Origin of the sequence: Hoeflea marina (assembly GCF_003182275.1) — a bacterium.
Lineage (GTDB): Bacteria > Pseudomonadota > Alphaproteobacteria > Rhizobiales > Rhizobiaceae > Hoeflea > Hoeflea marina.
This window is the reverse complement of the sequence record NZ_QGTR01000004.1, coordinates 66,923-91,534: the sequence shown is the minus strand read 5'-3', so window position 1 is coordinate 91,534 and position 24,612 is coordinate 66,923. Positions and strand designations below refer to the sequence as shown.

Genomic DNA, 24,612 nt, shown 5'->3' with positions numbered 1-24,612 from the left:
ATTGCGACCGTCCCGTTTGCCAGATTGAGGATGGATGCCATGAAAGCCAGTCAATCAAGAACCGACAGTCCTGATGCCAGCAACCCCGACCACGAGAAGCGTCCGCATCATGAGCGGACCTGGACCGAGGAAATCGAGGTCACCGGCGAGCAGCTGGTTGCCACCGTCAAGCGGCTCGCCGCCGAGGGGCAGGTCCGCCGCATCAGGCTGACCGAGCCCGATGGCGACATCGTGCTCGACATGCCGCTGACCATCGGCGCCATCGCCGGCGGCGCCATCATGCTCGCGGCTCCCTTGCTGGCGATCATCGGCGCTCTGGCGGTGTTCGTGACCAAGGTCAGGCTGGAGATCGTCCGCGACGTGCCGCCACCGTCCGGAGGCACGAAAGCCGACGCCGCCTCCGCCGACGATACGCCGTCGATCTGATCGGAATCGCACCGGCACCCGGTGCGTCCGGCAGGCGGACGCCAGCGATGCCATGACAGCCTGCAGCAATCCTGGCCGGTCAGCCAGAAAGCCGTGGCGTGGCCCCCCCGGGCACCGAAGTCCTGCGCGGGCGGGACGGCTGGGTGCCGGCCGGATTCCATGGCACTTCCGCCTTCATGACGGCGGTCGGACCCAGCAACTGGGGCGTCTGGTTGTACTGGAGGTCGGCCAGCCGTTCAGCCGTCAGCCGCACCAGCTCCTCGAAGGTGATGGACCGGCGGTCGCGCAGGATGCTGGCGAGGCAGAAGGTGAATGCCCCGTAGCTTGTTGCTCCGTGGCGGTATTCGTAGGACAGCTGGTCCTCGCCGCAAGCCTCGACGATCAAGGGAAGAAAAGGGCCCAGCGGGCCTTCCGAGGCGGCAGCCGCAGCCTTGAATTCCGCCGAGGTTTCGCGCCTGAGCATTGCCGCCCGTCCGAGCCGGATCGTCGCGCCGTTGTCGCCGAAGAACCGGGCATTGTCCCTGGCCTTTGGGCTGAATTTCGGGTTGATGCGCTTGAAATCGCGGTCCACCCACATTTCCGTCGGAATGTCCCATTTCAGTTGCCGATGCCGGATGTCGTCGGGTGGAGAGATGCCGCGCGCCTTGGCGCCGCTCTGACGATGCATGCTGCCCGAGTGGCAGCAGTCGAAAAACATCATCAGCTGCGAATCGTAGGGAAGCTGACTGTAGAACTTGAAGATCTGCTCGTCCGAAATGCAGGTCTGCGGCGACCAGTCGAAATCCCAGGGCACCAGGGTTTCAGTCAGCCTGTCCGGCTCGATGTGTTCACCATATTCCGGGACCTGGGCACCATGGCCGCTGTAGAAGAAGACGCGCTGGTCGCCGGACTGGACATCGCCGAGCAGCCAGTCCAGCCGGTCGAGGATTCCGCTGGCTGTCGCCCGGTCATCGAGACAGGTCCTGATCTCTTCGGGCGCGAATCCGCATTCCTGGAGCACCGCGCTCATGGTGAAGACGTCGTTCACGCACCCCGCGAGCCGGTCGGATTCCCGCGGATACTCATTGATTCCCACCAGAAGCGCGCGCCTGCGCGTTTTCCGGGTCGTGCGGGGTGCCCGTTTCCAGGGCGCAGGGAGGCCGCGGAAGACCTTGGCATCGGCGGTCTTCAGGGCTAGCGGCTGCCAAAGCGAACCGACCGTGGTCGGGTGGGTGAGGTAGGAGACAGCGGAGTGGTCGGCCAGGCCCTGAATGTCGAAAGAGGTGAGCAGCTGGTTGAAATTGGCAACCCCCGGCATACGGATGGGGGCGGTGAAGACATCGTCGTGCTCGTTGTAAAGGTGGTGCCAATGGCGGACTGCGAGGGCGTTGACGCGTCCGTGGGTCAGGTTGCCGATGACGAAGGGGTTGGCGATCTGCGATCCGAGCGTGACGTAGTTGGCACTGCGCAGGATCGCCGCCACCTCCTCCTCTGCGGCGTCGGGGTGGCTGAACGCATTGTAAGTGATCAGTGAACCGAGGCTATGGGCCAGGATCACGTCGGGCTTGAATGCACGCACATGGTCGAGCACCAGTTTGCGGGTCTGCGCCTGGAAACCGGTGTCGTCGACCCACGCCACGACGTAGCCTGCCGTCCAACGGATCCGATCCGCCACGTCGCCAATGCCGCGCCCCTGCCGCCCGATCTGCGCGAAACCGCTTCGGCCGAGCTTCCACAGTGCGCCCATCGTTTCCGCGAAGCTGATCTTGGTCCTCTCGAAGATCGGATCGTACCGGGTGCCTTCGAACTCGAGCAACAGCGTGGCGGGGTCGCTGTCGAGTGCGCCGGCGATTGCTTCCCGCCACTCCGCCTCCCACGGGGTTGTCCGGTGATCACCAAGTCCATGAACACCGAGTACCTTGAGTTTCTTGGCCATCTATGCCTCCCCCATGATAACCTTCTGTCCGCTGAAGGTAAAGTTGAGCGAATTTCACAGTATCTCATAATCATGGATGCTGGAACCCAGTCATGAAATGCAGTTTGCTGTCGACATTACATGAAATTATTGGGAAGTGCGTCGCGCGCCGCCAGCGTGCGGCGGCAGCCGGACCTTGGCTGTTTGCTGTCAAAGCGATCGGTGCCGTCGCGGCAGGCACTGCCTCAGCGGAAACGGAGCGCCACTTCGGCGAGGATGTCCTCGGCATGAGTATACAGCAGCGACGAGGTGCCATCGCCAATGACGTCGAGCGTATGGTTGGGATAGGCAGATACCCATTCCCGGATGTCGTCCGGCTTGAGCACCGCGTCGTCGGTCCCGTGTATCCAATGGCAGGGTGCGGTGATGCGGATGAAATCGTCCGACCAGTTTGCCATCGCCGCACCGCCGTCCACCACGAAAGCCTTCGCTCCCTGGGCGATCAGGTGGCCGAGGCCGTCGAGCGACACCGCCATGACCTCCGGATCCCTTAGGCTCGCAAGTTGACCGGGATTTTCAGCGAAGTGTTCGTACAGGAACCGCTCGTGGCCGCGCTTGTTGAAGACGGCGATCGCGGCGCGGGTGATGAGTTCCATCAGGACCGGCGCATGCCTGGTAGCCGCCGCCGCCAGCCGGGTCTGGGGGTTCATTGAGCGCAGATGCCGACTTTCGTCGATCGGGATGCCGGCGCCGACCATGACCATGCCATGCAGCCGATTGGCGAATCGGCCGGCGACGCGGAAGGCGTGGCTGACCCCGCCCTGGTGGGCGACGATAACCAGATCTTCGATCCCCAGATGCTCGACCAGGGCTGCGGCATCGGACAGCACCGTGTCATCGAATCCCGCCTGCGGCAGCGGCGGGCTGCTCAGGCCAAAATGCGGGCGCGACGGCGCGATCAGCCGCAGGCCGTGGCGAAACAGCGCCGCGTTCATGCTCGGCGTAATGGTAGGCCCGAGGATGAGGCCATGGAAGAACAGTGCCGGCTTCCCGCATTCCGGTCCGTGCAGATAGTAGCCAAGCCTGCGGCCGTCGTGGAGGTCGAGCTGAAGCTGCCGGTTGATCTGCGTCTCAGTGACGAGGTTGGCGACCACCCGCGAAACATGCGAAGGGCCCGCCTGCGCGTCGCCGGCTTCGCCGATGGCGTTTGACAGTTCAGTCAGATAGCCGACGCTGGCGCCAAGCTGCACCAGCGCGGCGATCTTGTTGCGGCCGGTCTTGCGCATGATCGCCTTGATCTGGGAGCGGACGGTGGAGACCAGCCGGCCGCGCGCCTCGGCGATCTCGTCATAGGATAGGCCTTCCATCAGCCCCGCCAGCACCTCGCTTTCAGAACGGGTGAGGCTGAAGGGCGGCTCCATGAACGCGTCCTGCTTGGCGGTCCAGTCAATGTGCGACAGCGACAACGCCAGGGCCTCGGCATGGCTGCCGTCGGGTTGCTCGAGCCGGGCGCGAGCCAGCAGGCCGATGCAGCCTGCACCGTCGCGCTCCAGCGTGATGTTGAGCAGCACGGGACCGGCCGGCCCCGCGGACCGGGCGCCGAGCCCGCGAAGGGCCTTGTCGATGGCACGCAGCGACTCGTGGTCAAAGGGCAGCTGGGAGACCGCCGAAGGAGCTGTGACGCCGGTCAGGGCGGTCGCCGCGGCATTGGCGGTCAGCACCACGCCCCCCTTGGCCAGCAGCATGCGCGCATAGGCGGCTGGTCGGGACCCGGTGGTGCGGTCGCCGGGGAGAGCATCAAGCTGGCGGGCAATGCGGTCGACATGCGGCCGCAGGAAAGGATCTTCGGCCATGACGCGCGGAATGTCGGCGGCAAGCGACTCGATGCCGGAAAAGAAGTAGCTGTTGGACGCGTCGAGCAGCTTGTCGAACGAAGCGGGGTCGGCAGCGACCTCGTAGGCGCTGTCGAGCAGAACCAGCAGACGGTCGCGGGCGGCAAGCACTTGGTCCGGCACAGATGATCCCCTTGTCTCGGCAACTATACCCGCCTTTCAACGGGTTGCAATTGCTCCCAGGCATCGCCGCCGCAGGGACCATTGCGGCGGCCGTCCGCTTCACGCAGACGGGTGCGTTGACGGTACGCTGCCGGGCCCGCGCGTCCGAGGCAAAGTGTCAGGTCATGATCCGGTGCAGTTGCGACCGGAGTTGGTGCTCCTGCCTTGCGGGCCGATCAGTCGTCAAAATCCTCGTCGTCGTCATTGCTTGGCGCCGCGCTGACGCTGGCCTGGCGGGCGGGACGCTCGGAGGGATCGCGGCCGATCTCGGACTTCAGCGACTGCAGGTCAATGAAGTAGTCCGCCTGCCGGCGCAGATCGTCGGCGATCATCGGTGGCTGGGTGGCGAGCGACGAGACGACGGACACTTTCCGGCCCTTGCGCTGCAAAGCCTCGACGAGCGAGGTGAAGTCGCCGTCGCCGGAGAAGATCACCAGATGATCCACCACTTCCGACTGTTCCATGGCATCGATGGCAAGCTCGATGTCCATGTTGCCCTTGATCTTGCGGCGGCCCATGGAATCGGTGAATTCCTTGGCCGGCTTGGTCACGACCTTGTAGCCGTTGTAGTCGAGCCAGTCGATCAGTGGTCGGATCGAGGAGTATTCCTGGTCCTCGATCAGCGCTGTATAGTAATAGGCGCGCAACAGATATCCGCGTTGCTGGAAACACTTCAGCAGCTTTCGGTAATCGATGTCGAAGCCGAGGCTCTTTGATGCCGCATAGAGGTTTGCGCCGTCGATGAACAAGGCAATCTTTTCCCGTGGATCAAACATGCAATATTGTCCTGTGTGAAATTGTGGGTCTCGTCAATTCGATGCTCGCCGGTCCGGAATGTGCCTGAATCACCCCGGCCAGATGTTTGCACAGTCCATATCAATCCCCAAAATCAACATCTAGCAACAGGGCAGGCGAAAACAAGCGCCGGATCAGACAAATAGGGACCATGACAGCAAACCGGCCGGAGGCGCCGGAGTTCCCCGCCCGCAAAGAAAAAGCCGGTTTCGGACACCCTTGCGGCAAAATAGCCACATTTGCCGCGTCTCTCCGCAGGCTGCAGGTTGCCAAATGACTTGAATTTGGCGGCCAATGGGTTTATCGCCAAGCCCAATCCCTGAATTTCCGTTTGCAAAGGACAGGCAATGGCCCGCGTCACAGTCGAAGACTGCATCGACAAAGTTGAAAACCGTTTCGAACTCGTCCTTCTCGCCAGCCACCGCGCCCGCCAGATCTCGCAGGGCGGACAGATCACCATCCCGCGCGACAACGACAAGAATCCCGTCGTGGCGCTGCGCGAAATCGCCGACGAGACGCTTTCTCCGGGTGACTTGAAGGAAGACCTCATCCATTCGCTTCAGAAGCACGTCGAAGTCGATGAGCCCGAGCCCGATCCCGCGCAGTTCCTGCCCGCAGACGGCGCCGAGGACGTTGCCGCCGATGCCGACGCACCGGAATCGGTGTCTTTTGCGGCCATGTCGGAAGAAGAGCTGCTTGCCGGCATCGAAGGGCTTGTGCCGCCGGAGAAAAGCGACGACTATTGAGCCCTGAGGCCCGATAGACATCCGAAGCGAACAATGCGCCGGTCGTTGAACTCGGCGCATTTTTTATTCTGTTCGGAGTGTGCATTCGATGATGCGTCAGTACGAGCTCGTGGAGCGCGTGCAGAAATACAAGCCCGATGTCAACGAGGCTCTGCTCAACAAAGCTTATGTCTACGCCATGCAGAAGCACGGCAAGCAGACCCGCGCCAGCGGCGATCCCTACATCTCGCACCCGCTGGAAGTGGCGGCGATTCTCACCGGTATGCACCTCGACGAGGCCACGATTGCCGTGGCGCTCCTGCATGACACGATCGAGGACACGTCGGCGACCCGGGCAGAGATCGACGAGCTGTTCGGCGAGGAGATCGGCCGGCTGGTCGAAGGCCTGACCAAGATCAAGAAACTGGATCTCGTCTCCAAGCGCGCCAAGCAGGCGGAAAACCTTCGCAAGCTGCTGCTGGCGGTCTCCGATGACGTGCGGGTGCTGCTGGTCAAGCTCGCCGACCGGCTGCACAACATGCGCACGCTGGAGCATGTTCCGCCGGAGAAGCGGGCCCGGATAGCCGAAGAGACGATGGATATCTATGCGCCGCTTGCCGGCCGCATGGGCATGCAGGACATGCGCGACGAACTCGAGGGCCTGGCCTTCAAGACCCTCAACCAGGAAGCCTATGAGACGGTGACGGCGAAGCTCGCCGAGCTCTCTGGTCGCAAGCAGGACCTGATCCGCACCATCGAGGATGAGCTGACGTCGCTATTTGCCCAGGAAGGGCTCGCGGCCACCGTCAAGGGGCGGCAGAAGAAGGCCTATTCGGTGTTTCGCAAGATGCAGTCGAAGTCGCTTTCCTTCGAGCAGCTTTCCGATGTCTACGGTTTCCGCATTCTCGTCGACACGAAGGCGGACTGCTACAGGGCGCTGGGAATCGTGCACATGCGCTGGTCGGTGGTGCCGGGGCGGTTCAAGGACTATATCTCGACGCCGAAGCAGAATGACTACCGGTCTATCCACACCACCATCGTCGGCGCTTCGCGGCAGCGGGTGGAACTGCAGATCCGCACCAAGCGCATGCATGAGATCGCCGAGTTCGGCGTTGCCGCGCACGCGCTTTACAAGGATGGGGTCGGCGGCGACGGTCAATTGCTGTCCAAGGATTCGCGCGCCTATTCCTGGCTTCGCCACACCATCGAGGCGCTCTCGGAAGGTGACAATCCGGAGGAATTCCTCGAGCACACCAAGCTCGAGCTGTTCCAGGACCAGGTGTTCTGCTTCACGCCCAAAGGCCAGCTGATCGCGCTGCCGCGTGGCGCCACGCCGATCGATTTCGCCTATGCGGTGCACACCGATGTTGGCGACACCTGCGTCGGCGCCAAGATCAACGGCCGGATCATGCCGTTGGTGACGCGGTTGTCGAATGGCGACGAGGTGGAGATCCTGCGCTCGGGCGTCCAGGTTCCGCCGCCCGCCTGGGAGGAAATCGTTGTCACCGGCAAGGCGCGTGCCGCTATCCGCCGCGCCACCCGAACCGCCGTGCGCAAGCAGTATTCCGGCCTCGGGATGCGGATTCTCGAACGCACCTTCACCCGCGCGGGCAAGCCGTTCTCCCGTGATGCGCTCAAGCCGGTGCTGCACCGGATTGGCCACAAGGACATCGAGGACGCGCTCGCCGCCGTGGGCCGAAACGAGATCTCCTCGGAAGACGTGTTCCGCGCCGTCTACCCGAACCACCAGGAAGACCGGGTCTCGACACACAAGCCTGTCGACGAAGGCTGGTTCAACCTGCGCAGCGCCGCCGGACTGATCTTCCGCCTGCCGGGCCTGAACAAGTCGTCCAAGGCGGCCAAGGCCGGCAAGGGCGCCATCGCCGGGCTGTCGGGCGGCGCCGACGCGATGCCGATCCGCGGCATGGACGACAATTCGATCGTCAGCTTCGGACCCGGCGGCGCCGTTCCCGGCGACCGCATCGTCGGCATTCTCGAAGCCGGCGCCGGCATCACCATCTATCCGATCCAGTCGCCGCAGCTGACCCGGTTTGACGACGAACCGCAGCGCTGGGTCGATATCCGCTGGGACATCGACGAGAACAACAAGAGCCGCTTTCCAGCCAAGATTCTGGTCACCGCGATCAACGCGCCTGGGACGCTTGCCGATGTGGCGCAGACCATCGCCATCAGCGACACCAACATCCAGAGCCTCGGAATGGTGCGGGTGGCGGCTGATTTCACCGAGATGCTGGTGGATCTGCAGGTCTGGGATCTCAAGCACCTCAATCAGCTGATCAGTCAGCTCAAGAGCCTGAGCAGCGTGTCGAGCGTGGAACGGGTCTACAATTAGGTGCGGACGTTTACGAAGTGTTGGGCTCCGTGCGCGCAAAGTGACGACACGAATGGCGCAAGTCCGACGCTTGCGGGCCTGATGTCTTACCGCTGACACAATAAGGGACGTATACGGATTTTATGTTGTTCCGTCGCCGCCGACCCCAGGGTTTCTGGTCCAGACTGCGCACCGCGCTCTGGCCGCGGCGGTCGTTCTCGCGCTCGATCCAGTATTTCGTCAAGCGTGTGCTGCGTCTGACCGCATCCCCGCACGGGATCGCCGCGGGCGTGGCGGCCGGCGTGTTCGCCTCCTGGACGCCGCTGCTGGGCTTCCATTTCATCCTGGCTTTCGCGATTGCGTACCTGATCGCCGGCAACATGGTCGCTGCGGCACTTGGCACGGCTGTCGGCAACCCGCTGACATTCCCATTCATCTGGGCTCTGACCATGAAGGTCGGCAATTTCATCATCGGCATCGAGCAGGGCACCCGGCACTCCCATGTCAATCTGGAGGCGCTGCTGCGCCATCTCGACATGAGCCAGTTGTGGGAACCTGTGCTCAAGCCCATGCTGATCGGCGCAATGCCGCTTGGCATTGTGTCGGCTGTTGTGTTCTACATCGCCACCTATTGGTCGGTGTCGGTGTTCCAGAACCGCCGCCGCCTGCGGCTGGCCGCCAAGGCCAAGCAGCGCGTCAGCAATCTGGCGGGCGGCCATATGGCCTGACCCGCCTTCCGCGGAGGGGGTTTGGGTGATCATCGGAATTGGCAGCGACCTGATCGACATCAGACGGGTCGAAAAAACCCTTGAACGTCATGGCGAGCGGTTCACCAACCGCTGCTTCACCGAGGTCGAGCGGGTCAAGTCCGACCGGCGAGCGCAGCGCGCAGCGTCCTACGCCAAGCGCTTCGCCGCCAAGGAGGCCTGCTCGAAGGCCCTCGGTACAGGCCTGGCGCAGGGAGTGTTCTGGCGCGACATGGGCGTGGTCAACCTGCCCGGCGGCAAGCCGACCATGCAGCTGACCGGAGGGGCCGCGGCGCGGCTTGCGCTGATGACGCCGGAAGGCAAGGCGGCGATCATCCATCTGACGATCACCGATGACTATCCGCTGGCGCAGGCCTTCGTGATCATCGAGATTCACGACGCGGCCGGCTGAGGGAGCGCCGGTCCCATTGTCGCACATGGCTTGCCCGGAAGCTGTTGCCGCACGGCGGACAAAGGTCTAGAGAAGTCGGCGGATGACATCCGGCGGGGCATGGACCTCGCCGAAATGTCATGAGGGCTGTGGTCGCCAATTCGGCGCGCCGCCCCGAGAATGGAATTGCCGGAGTTGACGTGCCGCCCGAGAGGGCCTGCCGCCAGCGCGATCCGCGACTACAAAGAGGAATACATGCGCGTGGCCGACACAACAAAACAAACATCGGGCGGACTTTGGGAAAACGTCAAGGTCCTCGTCCAGGCGCTGCTGCTGGCTCTGGTCATCCGGACACTGCTGTTCCAGCCGTTCTCCATTCCGTCGGGCTCGATGATGGAGACGCTGCTGGTGGGAGATTACCTGTTCGTCTCCAAATATTCCTACGGCTATTCCAAATACTCCGTGCCGTTCTCGCCGAACCTGTTCTCGGGCCGCATCTTTGGCTCCGCTCCCGAGCGAGGCGACGTGGCCGTCTTCCGTCTGCCCAGCGATCCCCGCGTCGACTACATCAAGCGCGTCATCGGTCTGCCGGGTGACCGGATCCAGATGAGGGACGACGTGCTGTACATCAACGACGTGGCGGTGCCGCGCGAGCAGGTCGGGAATTTCAAGCCCGAGGGCCAGTATGACACGGGCGCGGAAGTGCCTGTCTTCCGCGAAACCCTGCCGAACGGCGTTTCGTACACGACGCTCGACCTCTCGCCCAATTCGCCCGGCGACAACACGCGCGAATTCCTGGTGCCCGAAGGCCATTACTTCATGATGGGCGACAATCGCGACAATTCCGCCGACAGCCGCTTCACCGTCGGCTACGTGCCGCTGGAGAACTTCATCGGCCGCGCCACCATCGTCTTTTTCTCCATCGGCGGCGATGCCTCGCCGCTCGAACTGTGGAAGTGGCCCACCGAGCTCCGGCTTGACCGCTTCTTCAAATCCGCCCAGCGATGAAGCGGGCCGCGATCGCAGCGGCGGCGGCCATCGGGCGGATCGAGGAGCGGGTCGGCCACCATTTCGCCGACCAGGACCGGCTGCAGCGGGCGCTGACCCATTCGAGCCTGCGCACCGGCGCTGGCGGCAATTACGAGCGGCTGGAGTTTCTTGGCGACCGGGTGCTTGGGCTCTGCGTGGCGGAGCTGCTGTTCCGCAATTTCCGCAATGCCGATGAAGGCGAGTTGTCGGTCCGGCTCAATGCGCTGGTCTCTGCGCAGACCTGCGCCAGCGTCGCCGACGACCTCGGCTTGCACGAATTCATCCGCACTGGAGCCGACGTCAAGAAGCTGACCGGCAAGCGGATGGCCAATGTCCGGGCGGACGTGGTAGAATCGCTGATCGCGGCGATCTATCTTGATGCCGGCCTCGAGGCGGCGCGGGAGTTCATCGAGCGCAACTGGTCTGCCCGGGCGCTGGAATCGGACGCGGCGCGGCGCGACGCCAAGACGGAACTGCAGGAATGGGCGCATGCCCGCTTCGGGGTGACGCCGCTTTACAGGATTGCCGACCGCAGCGGGCCCGATCACGAGCCGGTCTTCGTGGTCACGGTCGAAATCAAGGGCGTTGAGCCCGCCACCGGCGAGAGCCGCTCGAAGCGGGCGGCGGAGCAGGCGGCGGCGACAGCCATTCTCCAACGGGAAGGTGTGTGGCTATGATGCCCGCATCCGGACAGGACTTTCATGACTGATGACATCACACCGATGATGGTGGACACCGGCGACACGCGTTCCGGCTTCGTGGCGCTGATCGGCGCGCCCAACGCCGGCAAGTCGACGCTGGTCAACCAGCTCGTAGGCGCCAAGGTCACCATCGTCTCGCACAAGGTGCAGACGACGCGGGCGCTGGTGCGCGGCATTGCCACCAAGGACAGGACCCAGATCGTACTCATCGACACGCCGGGCATCTTTTCGCCGCGGCGCCGGCTCGACCGGGCGATGGTCACCACCGCCTGGGGCGGCGCCAAGGATGCCGACATCGTGCTGGTGCTCATCGACGCCGAGCGCGGTCTGAAGGGCGAGGCCGAGGCGATGCTGGAAGCGCTCAAGGACGTCTACCAGCCGAAGATCCTGGTGCTCAACAAGGTCGACCAGGTGCGCCGCGAGTTGCTTTTGAAGCTGACCCAGGAATGCAACGCCAAGGCGGATTTCGCGCAGACCTTCATGATCTCGGCGCTCAACGGTTCGGGCTGCGACGATCTGCTCTCCTATCTTGCCGGGACGTTGCCGGAGGGACCCTGGTACTATCCCGAGGACCAGATCTCCGACCTGCCGATGCGGCAGCTGTCGGCGGAAATCACCCGCGAGAAGCTCTATCTGCGACTGCACCAGGAGCTGCCCTATTCCTCGCATGTCGAGACCGAGCGCTGGGAAGAGAAGAAGAACGGTTCGGTGCGCATCGAGCAGGTGATCTATGTCGAGCGCGACAGCCAGAAGAAGATCGTGCTCGGCCACAAGGGCGAGACCATCAAGGCCATCGGCCAGTCGGCGCGCAAGGACATCGGCGAGATCCTCGAGCAGGAGGTGCATCTCTTCCTGTTCGTCAAGGTGCGCGAGAACTGGGGCGACGATCCGGAGCGCTACCGCGAGATGGGACTTGAATTTCCCAAGTGAGCGGGCAATCTCGACACCATGGAATGGCGTGACGAGGGAATCATCCTGGGACTGCGGCGGCACGGGGAAACCTCGGCCATCGCCGAGGTGATGACCCGCGCCCACGGCCGCCACCTCGGCATCGTCCGCGGCGGCCGCTCCCGGCGCATGCAGCCGGTGCTGCAGGCAGGCAATTCCGTCGACCTGGTCTGGCGGGCGCGGCTTGACGAGCATCTGGGCCAGTACCAGGTGGAGCTCACGCAATCGCGCGCCGGACGGCTGATGGAGAGCGCCACCGGCGTGCATGGGGTGCAGGCGATGGCCGCTCTTCTCAGGCTGCTGCCCGAGCGTGACGCCCATCCCCGCCTGCACGACGCCTTCGCGATCATTCTCGACAGCCTGGACGAACCGGCAAAGGCGGGGGCGCTCTATGTGCGCTTCGAACTGGCGGTGCTCGAGGATCTGGGCTTCGGTCTCGATCTGAGCGAATGCGCAGCCACGGGCGCGCGCGCCGACCTGACCTTCGTCTCGCCGAAATCCGGACGCGCGGTGAGTACCGAGGCCGGCGGCCCCTGGTCGGACAAGCTGCTGACCCTGCCGGAATTCCTCACCAACCGCGAGCGCGCCTGTGTCGATCCGGCCGACCTCGCCGATGCCTTCAAGCTGACCGGCTACTTCCTCAACCGGCACGTCTTCGAGGCGCGGGGAATCGAAGCCTCCGTGTCGCGCGAGAGCTTCTGCGCCGTGGCGCTCCGGGCCCTGTCCGACAATCCGGCGGCTGCGCTGCCCGAACCCATGAAGGCGGCAATCCCATGAATGATGCGCCAACCCCGAACCGACACGATCCGCATGTCGGCGTGGTGCCGCTGGAGACGATCGCGGAGGAGGGCGGTCTGAAGGTCATGCAGGGCATCCTCGAGGGCAGGTTGCCGGGGGCGGCTCTCGTCAGGACACTGAACATGACGCTGGCGCGGGTCGAGGAGGGGGTCGTCGAGTTTCGCGGCACGCCCACGGTCGACCACCTCAATCCGATCGGCACCATTCACGGCGGCTGGGCCGCGACGATCATGGATTCGGCTCTGGCCTGCGCGGTGATGACGACGCTGGCGCCGGGCGAGGCCTACACCACGGTCGAATTCAAGGTCAATCTGACGCGGCCGATCCTGCCGTCGACCGGCGAGGTCAGCTGCGAGGGCCGGGTCGTGCACCGCGGCCGCACCATCGCCACGTCGGAAGCGTTCCTGCGTGACGCTTCGGGCAAGCTGCTGGCGCACGGCACCGAGACCTGCGCCATCTTTCCGATTGCCAGCGTGCGGCGCTGACAGGCTCGGGCCGATGAGCCCTCTGAAAGCGGCGCGCCAGTCCTCTTCGGGCTGATGCCTCAGGCAAATGTAATACGGCTGTCATGTCCGAGCCATAGGAGGTGACGGGACGCATTTGCTCGTAGCCAACAATGGAGATTAACATGAAAAGTGCATTGATCGCATCGCTTGCGGTTGCATTCTCGACCGGTGTGGCGCTCGCCCAGGAACTGCCGCAGAAAGACTCCAAGTGGTTCACCGACGCCCAGGCCAAGATCCAGGAAATGGTCGCCCGTCAGCCGAACACCAAGCGCGCCAAGAATGTGATCCTGTTCACGGCGGACGGCAACGGCGTCGGCACCAACTATGCCATCCGGCTGTTCTCCGGCCAGCAGGCCGGCGGTCTCGGCGATGATTATGTCCAGCCGCAGGAAGCCTTCCCGAACCTTGCCCTGGTCAAGACCTACACCACCAACGGCCAGACCCCGGACAGCGCGCCGACCGCATCGGCGATGAACACGGGCGTGAAGTCGAAGAACACGATGATCAATGTCGACGAATCGGTCTCCGTCAGTGACTGCGCCGGCATGGCCGGCCACGAACTCAAGACCTTCGCCGAGATCGTCAGCGAGAACGGCAAGTCGGTCGGCGTCATTTCCACCGCCCGCATCACCCATGCGACCCCGGCCGGCGTCTATGCCAAGACCGTCAACCGCGACTGGGAAGACAACAGCCGCCTGCCGGAAGGCTGCACAAACCAGAAGGACATCGCCGCGCAGCTCATCGACCAGATGAAGGCGGGCGTGATCGACATCGCCCTGGGCGGCGGCCGCGGCCATTTCATCCCGGCTGAAGTCACCGACGGCGAAGGCAAGACCGGCAAGCGCACCGACGGCCAGAACCTCATCGAAGCGGCCCAGGCCAATGGCGCGCAGTATGCCTGGAGCGACGAGGATTTCGCCAAGCTGACGCTCGACGGTTCGCCGATCCTCGGCCTCTTCGAGTCCTCCCACATGAAGTACGAGGCCGATCGCAGCGGCGAGCCGAGCCTGGCGGAGATGACGGCCGCGTCGATCAAGTCGCTGCAGAGCAACGAGAACGGCTTCTATCTCTCCATCGAGGCCGGCCGAGTCGATCATGCCAACCACGACGGTAACGGCTATCGCACCTTGACCGACGGCAAGGCCTTCGCCGACGCCATTGCGCTCGCCGACGAGCTCACCAATGACGAGGACACCCTCATCATCGTCACCGCCGACCATGAACACGCAATTTCCTTCAACGGCTACTGCGGCCGCGGCTCGCCGATCACCGGCCTTTGCTATGACATCGACGATGCCGGCGTGAAGCACACCGAAGAACCCCTCAAGGGTGCCGACGGCAAGCCTTTCACCGTTATCGGATTTCTCAACGGTGTCGGCTCGGTGCTGAAGGAAGACAAGCAGTGGACCGGTTCGCGCCCGGAACTGACCAACGACGAGGCGATGGACAAGGACTACATCCAGCAGGCGCTGATCCCGATGTCGTCGGAAACCCATTCGGGCGAAGATGTCGCCGTGATGGCGAAGGGTCCCTGGGCGCACCTGTTTGACGGCGTGATCGAGCAGAACTACATTTTCCACGTCATGAACTATGCGGTGAACGCGGAGTAGTCCGTCCGCGCAATCGGAGAGGCCCGCTCGCGCGGGCCTTTCCTGTTCCGGGCCCCGCGCCCGTGGAGAAGGAGCACGACGATGGATCGCAGGCATTTCCTGCTGGCAGCCCTCGGCCTTCCGGCCATCGCGGCGGCAGCTCCCTGGCCGGCGCGTGCCGACGACACGATCAGGCTTCGCGACCTCTACAACAAGGATCTCAGCTTTTCCGGATACGCCCTGGAGCGTGAAGGCGAGCGGGTCTCGATCAGCGGCTATATGGCGCCCCCGCTCAAGGCGGAGAGCCATTTCTTCGTTCTCACCAACCGGCCGCTGGCGGTCTGCCCGTTCTGCGAGACGGAAGCGCAGTGGCCTGACGACATTCTGGCCGTCTACTGCAAGCGCGTCATCGAGGTCATTTCGTTCAACACGCGCATCGTCACCCGCGGCAAGCTGGAACTGGGCACGTTCACCGATCCGGAGACCGGTTTCGTCAGCCGGGTGCGCCTGGCCGATGCCGTCTACGAAAGGGCCTGATCGTGCCGGGACTCCATCTGGAGGTTAGCCAACTCGCGGTCACCGGGGCCGGGGGCAGGGTGCTGGTGCGCGCCGACCGGCTGTCGGTCGCCCCCGGCGAGGCGATCGGCATCCGCGGTCCGTCGGGTGCGGGAAAGTCGACGCTGCTGTTCGCGCTCGCCGGCCTGCAGCCGTCGACCAGCGGCAGCATCAACTGGGGCGGCGTCGAGTTGCTGTTGATGGGCGAGGGGGAACGCGCCCGGTTTCGCCGCGACCATGTCGGCCTGGTGTTCCAGGATTTCCTGCTGTTCGAGGAGTTGACCGCCACAGGCAATGCGGCGCTTGCCGCGGCCTTCTGCAGTCGGCGCGAGGCACAGCCCGTCCGCGCCCGCGCCGCAGCCCTGCTTGAGCGGCTGGGAATCGGCACGGGGCCGCGCAATGTCATGAGCTTTTCCGGCGGCGAGCGGCAGCGCGTGGCGCTGGCCCGGGCGCTTGCCAACGATCCGGCGATCATCCTTGCCGACGAGCCGACCGCCAGCCTCGACCGGGAGACGGCCGACCGGATGATCGACGATCTCCTCGACCTCGTCCGCCACGCTGGCAAGACGCTGATCGCGGTCAGCCACGATCCGCATCTGCTCATGCGGATGGACCGCCGCGTCGATGTTATCGACGGCAGGCTGAGGGAAGGCGAAGCCGTTGCCTGACATCCTCCTCGATGCCTGGCAGGGTCTGGCCCCGTCGCTGCAGGACGGCCTGGTGCTCGCCGGGCTGCTGGCGCCGGCGGTGCTGACCGGCCTGGTGGTTACATTCGGCTTTCGCCCGCTGGTGCTGGTGCCCTCGCTGATCTGGCGCTACCGTTGGACCAATCTGGTGTTCGTGGCGCTGATCGCCGTCTCCGTCGGCCTCGGCGTCGGGTTGACGGCGCAGGAACGGGGCCTGCGTCAGGGAACGGCGCGGGCGGCCGAGAAATTCGACCTCATCGTCGCGGCGCCGGGCAGTGAGATCACCATGCTGTTTGCCGCCGTCTACCTGCAGCCCAGCGACGTGCCGCTGCTCGACGGCGCGGCCTACCAGCGGATCGTCAGCGCCGACAATGTCAGCCTTGCTGCGCCCATCGCCTATGGCGACAGCCATGACGGCGCGCCGGTGATCGGCACCACGCCGCAGTTCGTCTCCCACCTGTCGGGCGCTCTGGTCGAGGGCCGGCTGTTTGGCCGGAGCGGCGAGGCGGTGGCGGGTTCGGCCGTCTCCCTGAGGCTCGGCGCCGAATTCACGCCAGCACACGGGATGGGCGACGAAGCCGATGCCGCGGCCCATGCCGGCGCCGGAACGGTGATCGTCGGCCGGATGGCCGCCACCGGCAGTCCCTGGGACAAGGCGATCCTGGTGCCGGTGGAGGCGGTATGGGAGGTTCACGGGCTTGCCAACGGCCACGCCCCGGAGCGGAGTGCGCAGATCGGCCCGCCCTTCGACCCGGAGCATTTTCCAGGCACGCCTGCCGTGATGGTTCATGCCGAGACGCTGTGGGCGAGCTATGCGCTGCAGTCCGAATTCACCACCGACAGCACCATGGCGTTCTTTCCCGGAACGGTGCTCTCGCGGCTGCACGGACTGATGGGGGACGTGCGCCAGATCATGTCGATGATGGCGATCGTCACCCAGGTGCTGGTTACCGCCGGGGTGCTCACAGGACTGGTGGTGCTGACGCGGCTGTTCGCGCGCCGGCTGGCGCTGCTCAGGGCGCTCGGCGCACCGCGCCGCTTCGTCTTCTCCGTGGTCTGGTGCTATGCCGCGACCCTGATCGGCGGCGGTGCGCTGCTCGGGCTCGCGGTCGGCCATGTTGCCACCGGCATCCTGTCGCGCGAGATCAGCCGCCGCACCGACATTCTGGTCGATGCCAGCCTGGCCTGGCCGGAATTTCATCTGATCGCCGGCTTTGTCAGCATGACCATGCTGCTGGCGTTGCTGCCGGCATTTCTCGCGCTCACCCGCCCCGTCATCGACGACCTGAGAGGATGAAGACCATGCTTGTCCGACTTGTTGCATCCGTGCTGCTGCTGGCCGCGTCTTCCGGCCCGTCCCTGTCGGCGGGATCCGGCCATGCCGTCGGCGCCGCCGAGCATGTCAGCGAACTTGACGGCGTGCGCATCATCCATGCCTGGACCCGCGCCACCTCGACGCCGGAGGCGCTGGTCTATCTCGAACTGGAAAACCGGTCGGGCAGGACGGTGTCGCTGATCGGCGGGGAGAGCGAGAGCGGGTCCGCAGTCACCCTGGTCGGCCTCCGGTTCAGGGATGGCGCCGCCGAGCTGGTCACCCTCCCGGCGGTCCCCGTGAAGGACGGCGCCGAGCTGCATCTCGATCCTGAGGGCCTGGCCTTGCGGGTCGAGGGGTTGAAGGAACCGCTCCACCCGGGCGATGTCATCGAGATCGAGGTCCGGCTCGAAAGCGGACATGTCGATGTCGATGTCGAGGTGGAGGCTGCGGACGCGACGGGCCACTCGCATGCAGGCCATGCGCACTGAGGCGGGCCCACGGGACGTGCCTCGAACGCCATCGCGGCACACCTGACGGATCATCTGACGGCGCATCGCCGCGTGCGGTCAAGGCCGGCTGGCGTCGCCGGCGAGATGGCCGATCACCCGGCTCCGAAAGTCCCCGTCTTGCCAGGCAGCGGCGCCGGAAATGCGCAGCACCTCCGCGCCGCCGGCATCGAGAAACAGCGTCACGGGATAGCCGGTGATGCGGAAGCGTCGGCCGGCCTCCGCCGCATCGATGAGATCGGTCCGGAAGTCGGGCAGGCCGAGTTCGGTGTCGAGGAACTGACGGACGTCTTCGGGCTGGCGGGTGTCGACCGAGATGACGATCATCCGTTCCTCAAGTCCCGCCGGAAGGGTTTGCCGGAAGCGGGCGAGCTCCGGCAGCTCGCGGCGGCAGGGCGTGCACCAGGTGGCCCAGAGATGCACCACCGAAGGCGCCGGCGGCAGGATGTCGTCGAGGCGCCGCGGCGCGATCGCCGTTTCCGCCTGCGCGGCCCGAGCGGGGCCTGCAGACAGGGCGGCGGGCTGGGTGGCCCGGGCGCCGGCCATCCCCGGAGCCTGCAGCAGCGCGAAGGCGCACAGCAGGACCAGGAACGGCCGCGCCCGGCTCATTCCGCCGGAGCCAGCGCCGGGCGGACCACCGCCTGCTCCTTGATCGGCCAATGGACGATGGCGGCGAACAGGCCGAGCGCCACGCCGAGCCACCAGACCGGGTTGTAGGTGCCGAACTGGTCGTAGAGGTAGCCGCCCAGCCATACGCCGAGGAACGAGCCGACCTGGTGCGAGAGGAAGACGACGCCGCCGAGCATGCCGAGATGGCGGGTGCCGAACATGATGGCCACCAGCGCATTGGTTGGCGGCACGGTGGAGAGCCACAACAGTCCCATGACGATGGCGAAGACGACCACCGAGGTGCCGGTCTGCGGCAGCAACAGGAAGGCGGTGACCGCGATCGAGCGGCCGATATAGATCCAGACCAGCGACATCGGCTTGGAGTAGCGCTGTCCGAGATAGCCAGAGGCGAGCGAGCCGATGATGTTGAAGAAGCCGATCAGCGCCAGCGACAGCACCGCATAGGAGCTCTCGATGCCGATGTCGCGCAGATAGGCGGGGAAATGGGCGGTGATGAAGGCCACCTGGAAGCCGCAGACGAAGAAACCCGAGACCAGCAGCACATAGCTCCTGTGACCGAGCGCCTCGCGCAGCGCTTCGCCGATCGACTGCTTGTACTCGATCGCCTTCTGCGAGCCGGAATTGGCATTGCCGCGCAGCGGGATGGCGAGGAACGGGACGATGACCATCATGCCGGCCATCCACAAGAGCGCCTCCTTCCAGCCATAGGCGTCGATGAGGCCCTGGCTCAGCGGCGCGAAGACGAACATGCCGGCCGAGCCCGCCGCCGTGCCAATGCCGAAGGCGAGCGACCGGCGCTCCGGCGCCACGTTGCGTGCGAAGGCGGCAAGCACGATGCCGAAGGAGGCCGAGGCGATGCCGAGGCCGATGAGGACGCCGCCGCCGAGATAGAACCAGCCTTCGCTCGGCGCCACCGACATGGTGAAGAGGCCGCCCGAATAGAGCAGCGCCGACAGCGCCAGCACCTTCCAGGTGCCGAACTTGTCGGCGATGGCGCCGAAGATCGGCTGGCCGAGACCCCAGAACAGGTTCTGGATCGCCATGGCGAGGCCGAAGGTGGTGCGGTCCCAGCCCCTGTCGGCCAACATCGGCAGCTGAAAGAACCCCATCGCCGAACGCGGCCCGAAGGACATCAGAGCGATCAGGCAACCGGCGGTAATGATGAGCCAGGGCAGGGCGGGTCGCGACGTCGTGACGGTGGATGTCATGGCTGTTCTCCAGATGCCTCAGGCATCAGCTCTCGCGGGGCCGGTGCAGTCAGCGCGGTGCAGGTGGCGCAAATGGCCCCGCTGGCGCGACCGCGCATCGGGGGTATGCCGGATCGCACATTAGGCAAAGGTTTGGCGCCGGCAAGTTCAATTTTTCAATGAGACGATCAGTTTCCCTGATTCATGGAAGGAGAGCAGGATCCTCCGGGCGGAGGCTTGCCTGGCCGGTCACGGCCGGGTCACACTGCGGGCAGATCGAGCCGGCCTTCAGGAGGCACCCATGACAGTCCGACGCATTGTGGCAAATATTTCGGTTCCCGAAGACGGCTTGGAGGCGGCGCGCCGTTTCTATGGTGGTGTTCTTGAGATGGACGTGGCCATGGATCTGGGCTGGATCGTCACCTTTCACAGCGATGCGACCACGACCCCGCAGCTGAGCGTTGCCAGCCAGGGTGGTTCCGGTACGCCGGTGCCCGAACTTTCCGTCGAGGTCGACGATCTGGACGCCGTCCGTCGTCGCGCGGTCGCCGCCGGATATGAGGTGGAGTACGGGCCGGTGACCGAGTCCTGGGGCGTGCGGCGGTTCTTCGTCCGGGATCCATTCGGCAGGCTCGTCAACATTCTCTGCCATATCTGAAGCACAACGCGCCAATTCAGCCTCCCGCGTTGTGCTTCAGCTCTTTCGTGTCCTTATCCCGAAACCGTGCGGCCCTTTCGGGCGAGATGCATTCGCGGCTCATGAACGAGTTCCGAATTTGAGGGCGAAGGGGCTAAATCAGCCCGAGATTGTAGACCTCCCGAATCCGCTGTAAGGAATTTGCGGGGCCTGGTGGAGTCGAATGGTCATGGACGGTTTTTTCCTGCTCGTCGGAGTGGCGTTCCTGTTAGTCTGGGTGACCAAGGTCAGCCGCCGTGCCGATGCCCTCGAACGCCGGATGACGGCGATGTCGCACGAACTTGCCGTCCTGCGCGGCGGCGCGCCGCCTTCCGAGCAGGGCACAGTATCTCCGGTCGTCACGGACATTCCGGACCGCTCCGAGCCGGCCGAAGCGACGGCATCTGCGCCCGAATTCGCGGCCGCCGATGAGCCGGCGCCGCTGCCGGCGGAACCGGCAGTCTCCCTGCCTAAGCCGAAGCGCGACCTCGAGAGCCTGATCGGCGGCAGCTGGTCGGTGATCCTCGGCGGCATCACCGTGGCGCTCGGCGCGCTGTTCCTGGTGCGCTATTCGATCGAGGCGGGTCTGCTCGGACCCAGGGCGCGGACCGCCTCTGGTGTCTTGTTGTCGGTCGCCCTGCTCGCCGCCGGCGAATGGCTCCGGCGCAAGGATCGCCGCGAGCACCTCGCCCCGTTCATGAGCGCCGACATCCCCGGCATTCTCACCGGCGCCGGCGCGGTGGCCGCCTTTGGCACGCTCTACGCCGCGCATGCGCTCTATGGCTTCATCGGCCCCGCCACGGCCTTCATCGCCCTGACGCTGACCGGCATCGCCTGCCTGGCGCTGGCCTCGATCCATGGCCCGAAACTGGCTGCCATCGGCCTGCTGGGCGCCTTCGGCGCGCCGCTGCTGGTGGATTCGAGCGACCCCAATCCCGTGGCGCTGACCTTGCACACGCTGGTGGTGACGGCGAGTGTCCTGGCGACGGCGCGGATCCGCGACTGGCGCTGGCTGGCGATCGGCGGCATTGTCGGCTCCATTGTCTGGGCGGTGCTGGGCGTCTTTAACAGCGGGCCGACCGCGGAGCTGATGGGGGCGGTGCTGCTCATCGGCCTGGCGCTGATCTATGTCGCCGCCTTCGGCTGGGCGGGCGGGGACCGGCCGCAGCCTGCGGCGGACCGTCCGGCCGACCGGACCGGCGTGGCGGCCTTCATCGCGCTTGCCGCCACCTTCGCGCTCTATTGCGCCGACCGGACCGGCGGCGCCGACATTGCGACGGCGCTGGTGCTGGGCCTGGTCTATGCCGCCACGGCCGCAAACTGGCCGCAACTGGCACGCATTGCGCCCTGGACCGGCCTGATCGTCGCGGCCATGGGGCTCGGCCTGAGCGTCGATCTCGTCAACGAGCCCGGGCTGATCAACGGCGAGGCCGAAGCGCTGCGGCTGGTCCCCGCCGATGTGGTGGGCTTCGTGCGCCAACTGGCGATGGTGGCGATGCCGGTGGCGCTGGCTGCCCTCGCGCTTGGCTGGCGCATGGCCACCACTGCACCCCGGACCACTGGACAACTCGCCATCGGGGCCTCGCTGGTCGCGGTGCTGGCGCTGCTGGTGGCCTACCTGCGCATTTCGCCGTTCGAGACCAGCCTGGCGACGGGGATGGTGGCGCTGGCGCTGGCCGCAGGGTTCGTGGCGCTGACGGAACGGTTCACCCGCGCCCGTCCCGACGACTGGACGGCGCCGGCGCCCGCCGCCTTCGCGGTGGCCGCGATCGCGCTGATGGCGCTTGGCATGGGTGTGATGCTGACGAAGATGTGGCTGCCCTTCGGCCTGGCGCTGACCAGCGCCGGTGTCGCCTGGGTGCATCGCGACCGCCCGCTCGTCGCCCTGCCGTGGCTGGCGGTGGCGCTCGCGGCGCTGTCGGCCTCGGGACTGTGGTTCAATTCGCCGTTTCCCGCCGAGACCATCGGCGCGACGCCGTTCCTCAACCGGCTGGTGCTGATCGCCGGTCTCCCGGCGGCGGCGCTGCTTGCCGGCGGGGAGTGGCTCAGGCGCGCCCGCGCGCAGTTCACCTCGTCGCTGCAGACATCCATCGGCCTGGCGCTGCTGGCGCTGTTCGTGGCGCTTGAGCTCAGGCATTTCATCACCGGCGGCGAGATCGCCAGCCCGTTTTTCGGCCTCGCCGACATGGCGGCGCAGTCGATCGCGGCGCTCGGATTCTCGATCGGGCTGCAGAGGGTGGCGCAGCGCTCAGGGGCGAAAATCTTCGATTACGCCGCGCTGGCGGCGGGCGTGATCAGTCTGCTGATGCTGGTGGTCGGTCTCGGCATTGCCTTCAATCCGCTGTTCACCGGCGATGGTCTGGGCGAGGGCAGGATCTTCAACATGCTGCTGCCGGCCTATCTGGTCACCGGTCTGCTGGCGGGCCTCGTCGCCTGGCTGGCCCGGGGCGTGCGGCCGGCCTGGTATCGCATCGGCTACGGACTGGCGGCGGGGCTTCTGCTCTTCCTCTACGCGACGCTGATGACCCGGCACGGCTTCCAGGGCCCCGCGGTCGGCCTCATGCGGACGACCTCGGACATCGAGTTCTGGACCTATTCGGCGGTGTGGCTGGCGCTCGGCGGGCTGCTGCTCGCCGCCGGCCTCGCCTTCCGCTCGCTGCCGCTCAGGATGGCGTCCGCAGCGCTGATCGGGCTCACCATCTGCAAGGTGTTCCTGCTCGATATGTCGTCGCTCACCGGTGCGCTCAGGGCCTTTTCCTTCATCGGCCTGGGCCTGGCGCTGCTGCTCATCGGCCGGCTCTACCAGAGGATCCTGGTGCGCACCGGCAATGGCGGCGATCCGGCATCGGACCCGGCAGCCGAAACCGGCGGCGGGCCCGCCGGGCAACCCGAGCCGCAATCCTGACCGCCTTGCATTCGTGGATTTCTGGTCCTATGTAGAAAGCAACCGGCAACGCCGGTTTCTTTTGGATCCTGTTATGCTCAAATTGAGCAAAATAGGATTACGCGACGGAGGACGCAGCATGACCAGTCTCGACAGCTCGATCAGCCAGACCCAGAATGGCGTCAGGCCCAGCGCCCAGCAGCGCTTCGGCATCATGGAACGTCCCGACCTCAGCTACACGCCGGAAGTCGCCCGCGAGACCGCGCATCTCTACGAGCGCGTGGCCAAGCACATTCCTGCCATCGAATGGCCGGTCTATGCGCCCTATGTGCATGCGATCAACCGCATCAAGAAGGAGCGCGGCGCCGTCATTCTGGCGCACAACTACCAGACGCCGGAGATCTACCACTGCGTGGCCGACATCGTGGGCGATTCGCTGCAGCTGGCGCGCGAGGCGACGCTGGTCGAGGAGGAGATCATCATCCAGTGCGGCGTGCACTTCATGGCCGAGACCTCGAAGCTCCTCAACATGGACAAGACCATCCTGATCCCCGACCAGCGTGCCGGCTGCTCGCTGTCGGAATCGATCACCGGCGCCGATGTGCGGCTGCTCAAGGAACGCTTCCCGGGCGTGCCGGTGGTGACCTATGTCAACACCTCGGCCGAGGTGAAGGCGGAGACCGACGTCTGCTGTACCTCGTCGAATGCGGTCGCCGTGTGCGAGAGCTTCGAGTCCGACACGATATTGTGCATCCCGGACGAATATCTGGCGATGAACGTCGCCAGGCAGACGAAAAAGAAGATCCTGACCTGGAAGGGCCATTGCGAAGTCCACGAGCGCTTTACCGCCGCGGAGCTCATGGCCTATCGCGAAGCCGATCCGACGCTGCAGATCATCGGCCATCCCGAGTGCCACCCGGACGTGATCGCCATCTGCGACTATGCGGGATCGACCGCCGGCATGATCAACTACGTCAAGGACACGCGGCCGTCGCGGGTGCTCCTGGTCACCGAATGCTCGATGGCGTCGAATGTCGAGAGCGAGGTGCCGGACGTCGAATTCGTCAAGCCGTGCAATCTCTGCCCGCACATGAAGCGCATCACGCTGCCGAAGATCCTCGACAGCCTGCTGTTCATGACCGACGAAGTCACCGTCGATCCGGCGATCGCCGCCCGCGCCCGGCTGGCGGTGGAACGGATGATCAATCTGAAGAACTGACGGTTTCACCGACACCGCCC

At 65.3% G+C, this 24,612-nt stretch carries 23 protein-coding genes; 18 read left to right on the top strand and 5 right to left on the bottom strand.

Features of this window, described 5'->3' with window-relative positions; all coding sequences use genetic code 11:
- Positions 1–39: 39 nt before the first annotated feature.
- Positions 40–426, top strand: a complete 387-nt coding sequence (locus tag DFR52_RS15800) for a DUF4342 domain-containing protein (protein WP_110032975.1) — start codon at positions 40–42, stop codon at positions 424–426.
- A gap of 79 nt (positions 427–505) precedes the next feature.
- Here the strand turns inward: DFR52_RS15800 and DFR52_RS15795 are convergent, their stop codons facing one another.
- The 3 genes from DFR52_RS15795 to DFR52_RS15785 all read right to left on the bottom strand — a co-directional run bounded on the left by DFR52_RS15795 (position 506) and on the right by DFR52_RS15785 (position 5,150).
- Complete coding sequence (locus tag DFR52_RS15795; protein WP_110032974.1) at positions 506–2,341, bottom strand: caspase family protein; 1,836 nt, start codon at positions 2,339–2,341, stop codon at positions 506–508.
- Between the two features lie 224 nt (positions 2,342–2,565).
- Positions 2,566–4,335, bottom strand: a complete 1,770-nt coding sequence (locus tag DFR52_RS15790) for a bifunctional helix-turn-helix transcriptional regulator/alpha/beta hydrolase (protein ID WP_110032973.1) — start codon at positions 4,333–4,335, stop codon at positions 2,566–2,568.
- Between the two features lie 215 nt (positions 4,336–4,550).
- Positions 4,551–5,150, bottom strand: coding sequence for a LabA-like NYN domain-containing protein (locus DFR52_RS15785; protein WP_110032972.1), 600 nt, complete (start codon positions 5,148–5,150; stop codon positions 4,551–4,553).
- 366 nt (positions 5,151–5,516) lie between these two features.
- Here DFR52_RS15785 and rpoZ point away from each other — a divergent pair, with 366 nt between their 5' ends.
- The 14 genes from rpoZ to DFR52_RS15715 all read left to right on the top strand — a co-directional run bounded on the left by rpoZ (position 5,517) and on the right by DFR52_RS15715 (position 17,978).
- On the top strand, positions 5,517–5,915 hold the full coding sequence (gene rpoZ, locus DFR52_RS15780; protein WP_110032971.1) for a DNA-directed RNA polymerase subunit omega: 399 nt from the start codon (positions 5,517–5,519) through the stop codon (positions 5,913–5,915).
- Positions 5,916–6,003: 88 nt separating this feature from the next.
- Positions 6,004–8,247 (top strand): RelA/SpoT family protein, encoded by a 2,244-nt coding sequence (locus DFR52_RS15775; RefSeq protein WP_110032970.1) that lies wholly within the window; start codon positions 6,004–6,006, stop codon positions 8,245–8,247.
- Positions 8,248–8,369: 122 nt separating this feature from the next.
- Entirely contained in the window at positions 8,370–8,954 is a 585-nt protein-coding gene (locus DFR52_RS15770) for a DUF2062 domain-containing protein (protein ID WP_110032969.1), read from the top strand.
- A gap of 25 nt (positions 8,955–8,979) precedes the next feature.
- Positions 8,980–9,384, top strand: coding sequence for a holo-ACP synthase (gene acpS / locus DFR52_RS15765; protein WP_110032968.1), 405 nt, complete (start codon positions 8,980–8,982; stop codon positions 9,382–9,384).
- 234 nt (positions 9,385–9,618) lie between these two features.
- Entirely contained in the window at positions 9,619–10,371 is a 753-nt protein-coding gene (gene lepB / locus DFR52_RS15760; RefSeq protein ID WP_110032967.1) for a signal peptidase I, read from the top strand.
- On the top strand, positions 10,368–11,069 hold the full coding sequence (rnc, locus tag DFR52_RS15755; RefSeq protein ID WP_110032966.1) for a ribonuclease III: 702 nt from the start codon (positions 10,368–10,370) through the stop codon (positions 11,067–11,069). Before lepB ends, rnc begins: the two co-directional genes overlap by 4 nt.
- A 24-nt stretch (positions 11,070–11,093) precedes the next feature.
- Positions 11,094–12,023 (top strand): GTPase Era, encoded by a 930-nt coding sequence (gene era, locus DFR52_RS15750; RefSeq protein ID WP_110032965.1) that lies wholly within the window; start codon positions 11,094–11,096, stop codon positions 12,021–12,023.
- A gap of 18 nt (positions 12,024–12,041) precedes the next feature.
- On the top strand, positions 12,042–12,818 hold the full coding sequence (gene recO, locus DFR52_RS15745) for a DNA repair protein RecO (RefSeq protein WP_110032964.1): 777 nt from the start codon (positions 12,042–12,044) through the stop codon (positions 12,816–12,818).
- Positions 12,815–13,324: a PaaI family thioesterase gene (locus DFR52_RS15740; protein WP_110032963.1), complete on the top strand. Its 510-nt coding sequence runs from the start codon at positions 12,815–12,817 to the stop codon at positions 13,322–13,324. Before recO ends, DFR52_RS15740 begins: the two co-directional genes overlap by 4 nt.
- 143 nt (positions 13,325–13,467) lie before the next feature.
- The gene (locus DFR52_RS15735) at positions 13,468–14,955 is read left to right on the top strand and encodes an alkaline phosphatase (protein WP_110032962.1); all 1,488 of its coding nucleotides are present in this window, start codon (positions 13,468–13,470) and stop codon (positions 14,953–14,955) included.
- Between the two features lie 81 nt (positions 14,956–15,036).
- The gene (locus DFR52_RS15730; RefSeq protein WP_110032961.1) at positions 15,037–15,471 is read left to right on the top strand and encodes a hypothetical protein; all 435 of its coding nucleotides are present in this window, start codon (positions 15,037–15,039) and stop codon (positions 15,469–15,471) included.
- A 2-nt stretch (positions 15,472–15,473) separates the two neighbouring features.
- The gene (locus DFR52_RS15725) at positions 15,474–16,157 is read left to right on the top strand and encodes an ATP-binding cassette domain-containing protein (RefSeq protein WP_245415370.1); all 684 of its coding nucleotides are present in this window, start codon (positions 15,474–15,476) and stop codon (positions 16,155–16,157) included.
- Entirely contained in the window at positions 16,150–17,472 is a 1,323-nt protein-coding gene (locus DFR52_RS15720) for an FtsX-like permease family protein (RefSeq protein WP_110032959.1), read from the top strand. Before DFR52_RS15725 ends, DFR52_RS15720 begins: the two co-directional genes overlap by 8 nt.
- A gap of 5 nt (positions 17,473–17,477) precedes the next feature.
- Positions 17,478–17,978, top strand: a complete 501-nt coding sequence (locus DFR52_RS15715) for a copper chaperone PCu(A)C (RefSeq protein ID WP_158284978.1) — start codon at positions 17,478–17,480, stop codon at positions 17,976–17,978.
- A 78-nt stretch (positions 17,979–18,056) separates the two neighbouring features.
- On the opposite strand, the gene DFR52_RS15710 is transcribed toward DFR52_RS15715, so the two are convergent.
- Together DFR52_RS15710 and DFR52_RS15705 are read right to left on the bottom strand one after the other, a co-directional pair.
- A complete protein-coding gene (locus DFR52_RS15710) occupies positions 18,057–18,605 on the bottom strand; it encodes a TlpA family protein disulfide reductase (RefSeq protein WP_110032957.1) in 549 nt (182 codons plus the stop codon).
- Positions 18,602–19,834 carry an MFS transporter gene (locus DFR52_RS15705; RefSeq protein ID WP_110032956.1) on the bottom strand — a complete coding sequence of 411 codons (1,233 nt, stop codon included), beginning with the start codon at positions 19,832–19,834 and terminating at the stop codon, positions 18,602–18,604. The genes DFR52_RS15710 and DFR52_RS15705 overlap by 4 nt, the downstream gene beginning before the upstream one ends.
- Positions 19,835–20,114: 280 nt before the next feature.
- On the opposite strand from DFR52_RS15705, the gene DFR52_RS15700 reads away from it, so the two are divergent.
- The 3 genes from DFR52_RS15700 to nadA all read left to right on the top strand — a co-directional run bounded on the left by DFR52_RS15700 (position 20,115) and on the right by nadA (position 24,592).
- Positions 20,115–20,471, top strand: a complete 357-nt coding sequence (locus tag DFR52_RS15700; RefSeq protein WP_110032955.1) for a VOC family protein — start codon at positions 20,115–20,117, stop codon at positions 20,469–20,471.
- 208 nt (positions 20,472–20,679) lie between these two features.
- Positions 20,680–23,394: a DUF2339 domain-containing protein gene (locus DFR52_RS15695; RefSeq protein WP_158284977.1), complete on the top strand. Its 2,715-nt coding sequence runs from the start codon at positions 20,680–20,682 to the stop codon at positions 23,392–23,394.
- A 118-nt stretch (positions 23,395–23,512) separates the two neighbouring features.
- Complete coding sequence (gene nadA, locus DFR52_RS15690) at positions 23,513–24,592, top strand: quinolinate synthase NadA (protein WP_110032953.1); 1,080 nt, start codon at positions 23,513–23,515, stop codon at positions 24,590–24,592.
- Positions 24,593–24,612: the final 20 nt, after the last annotated feature.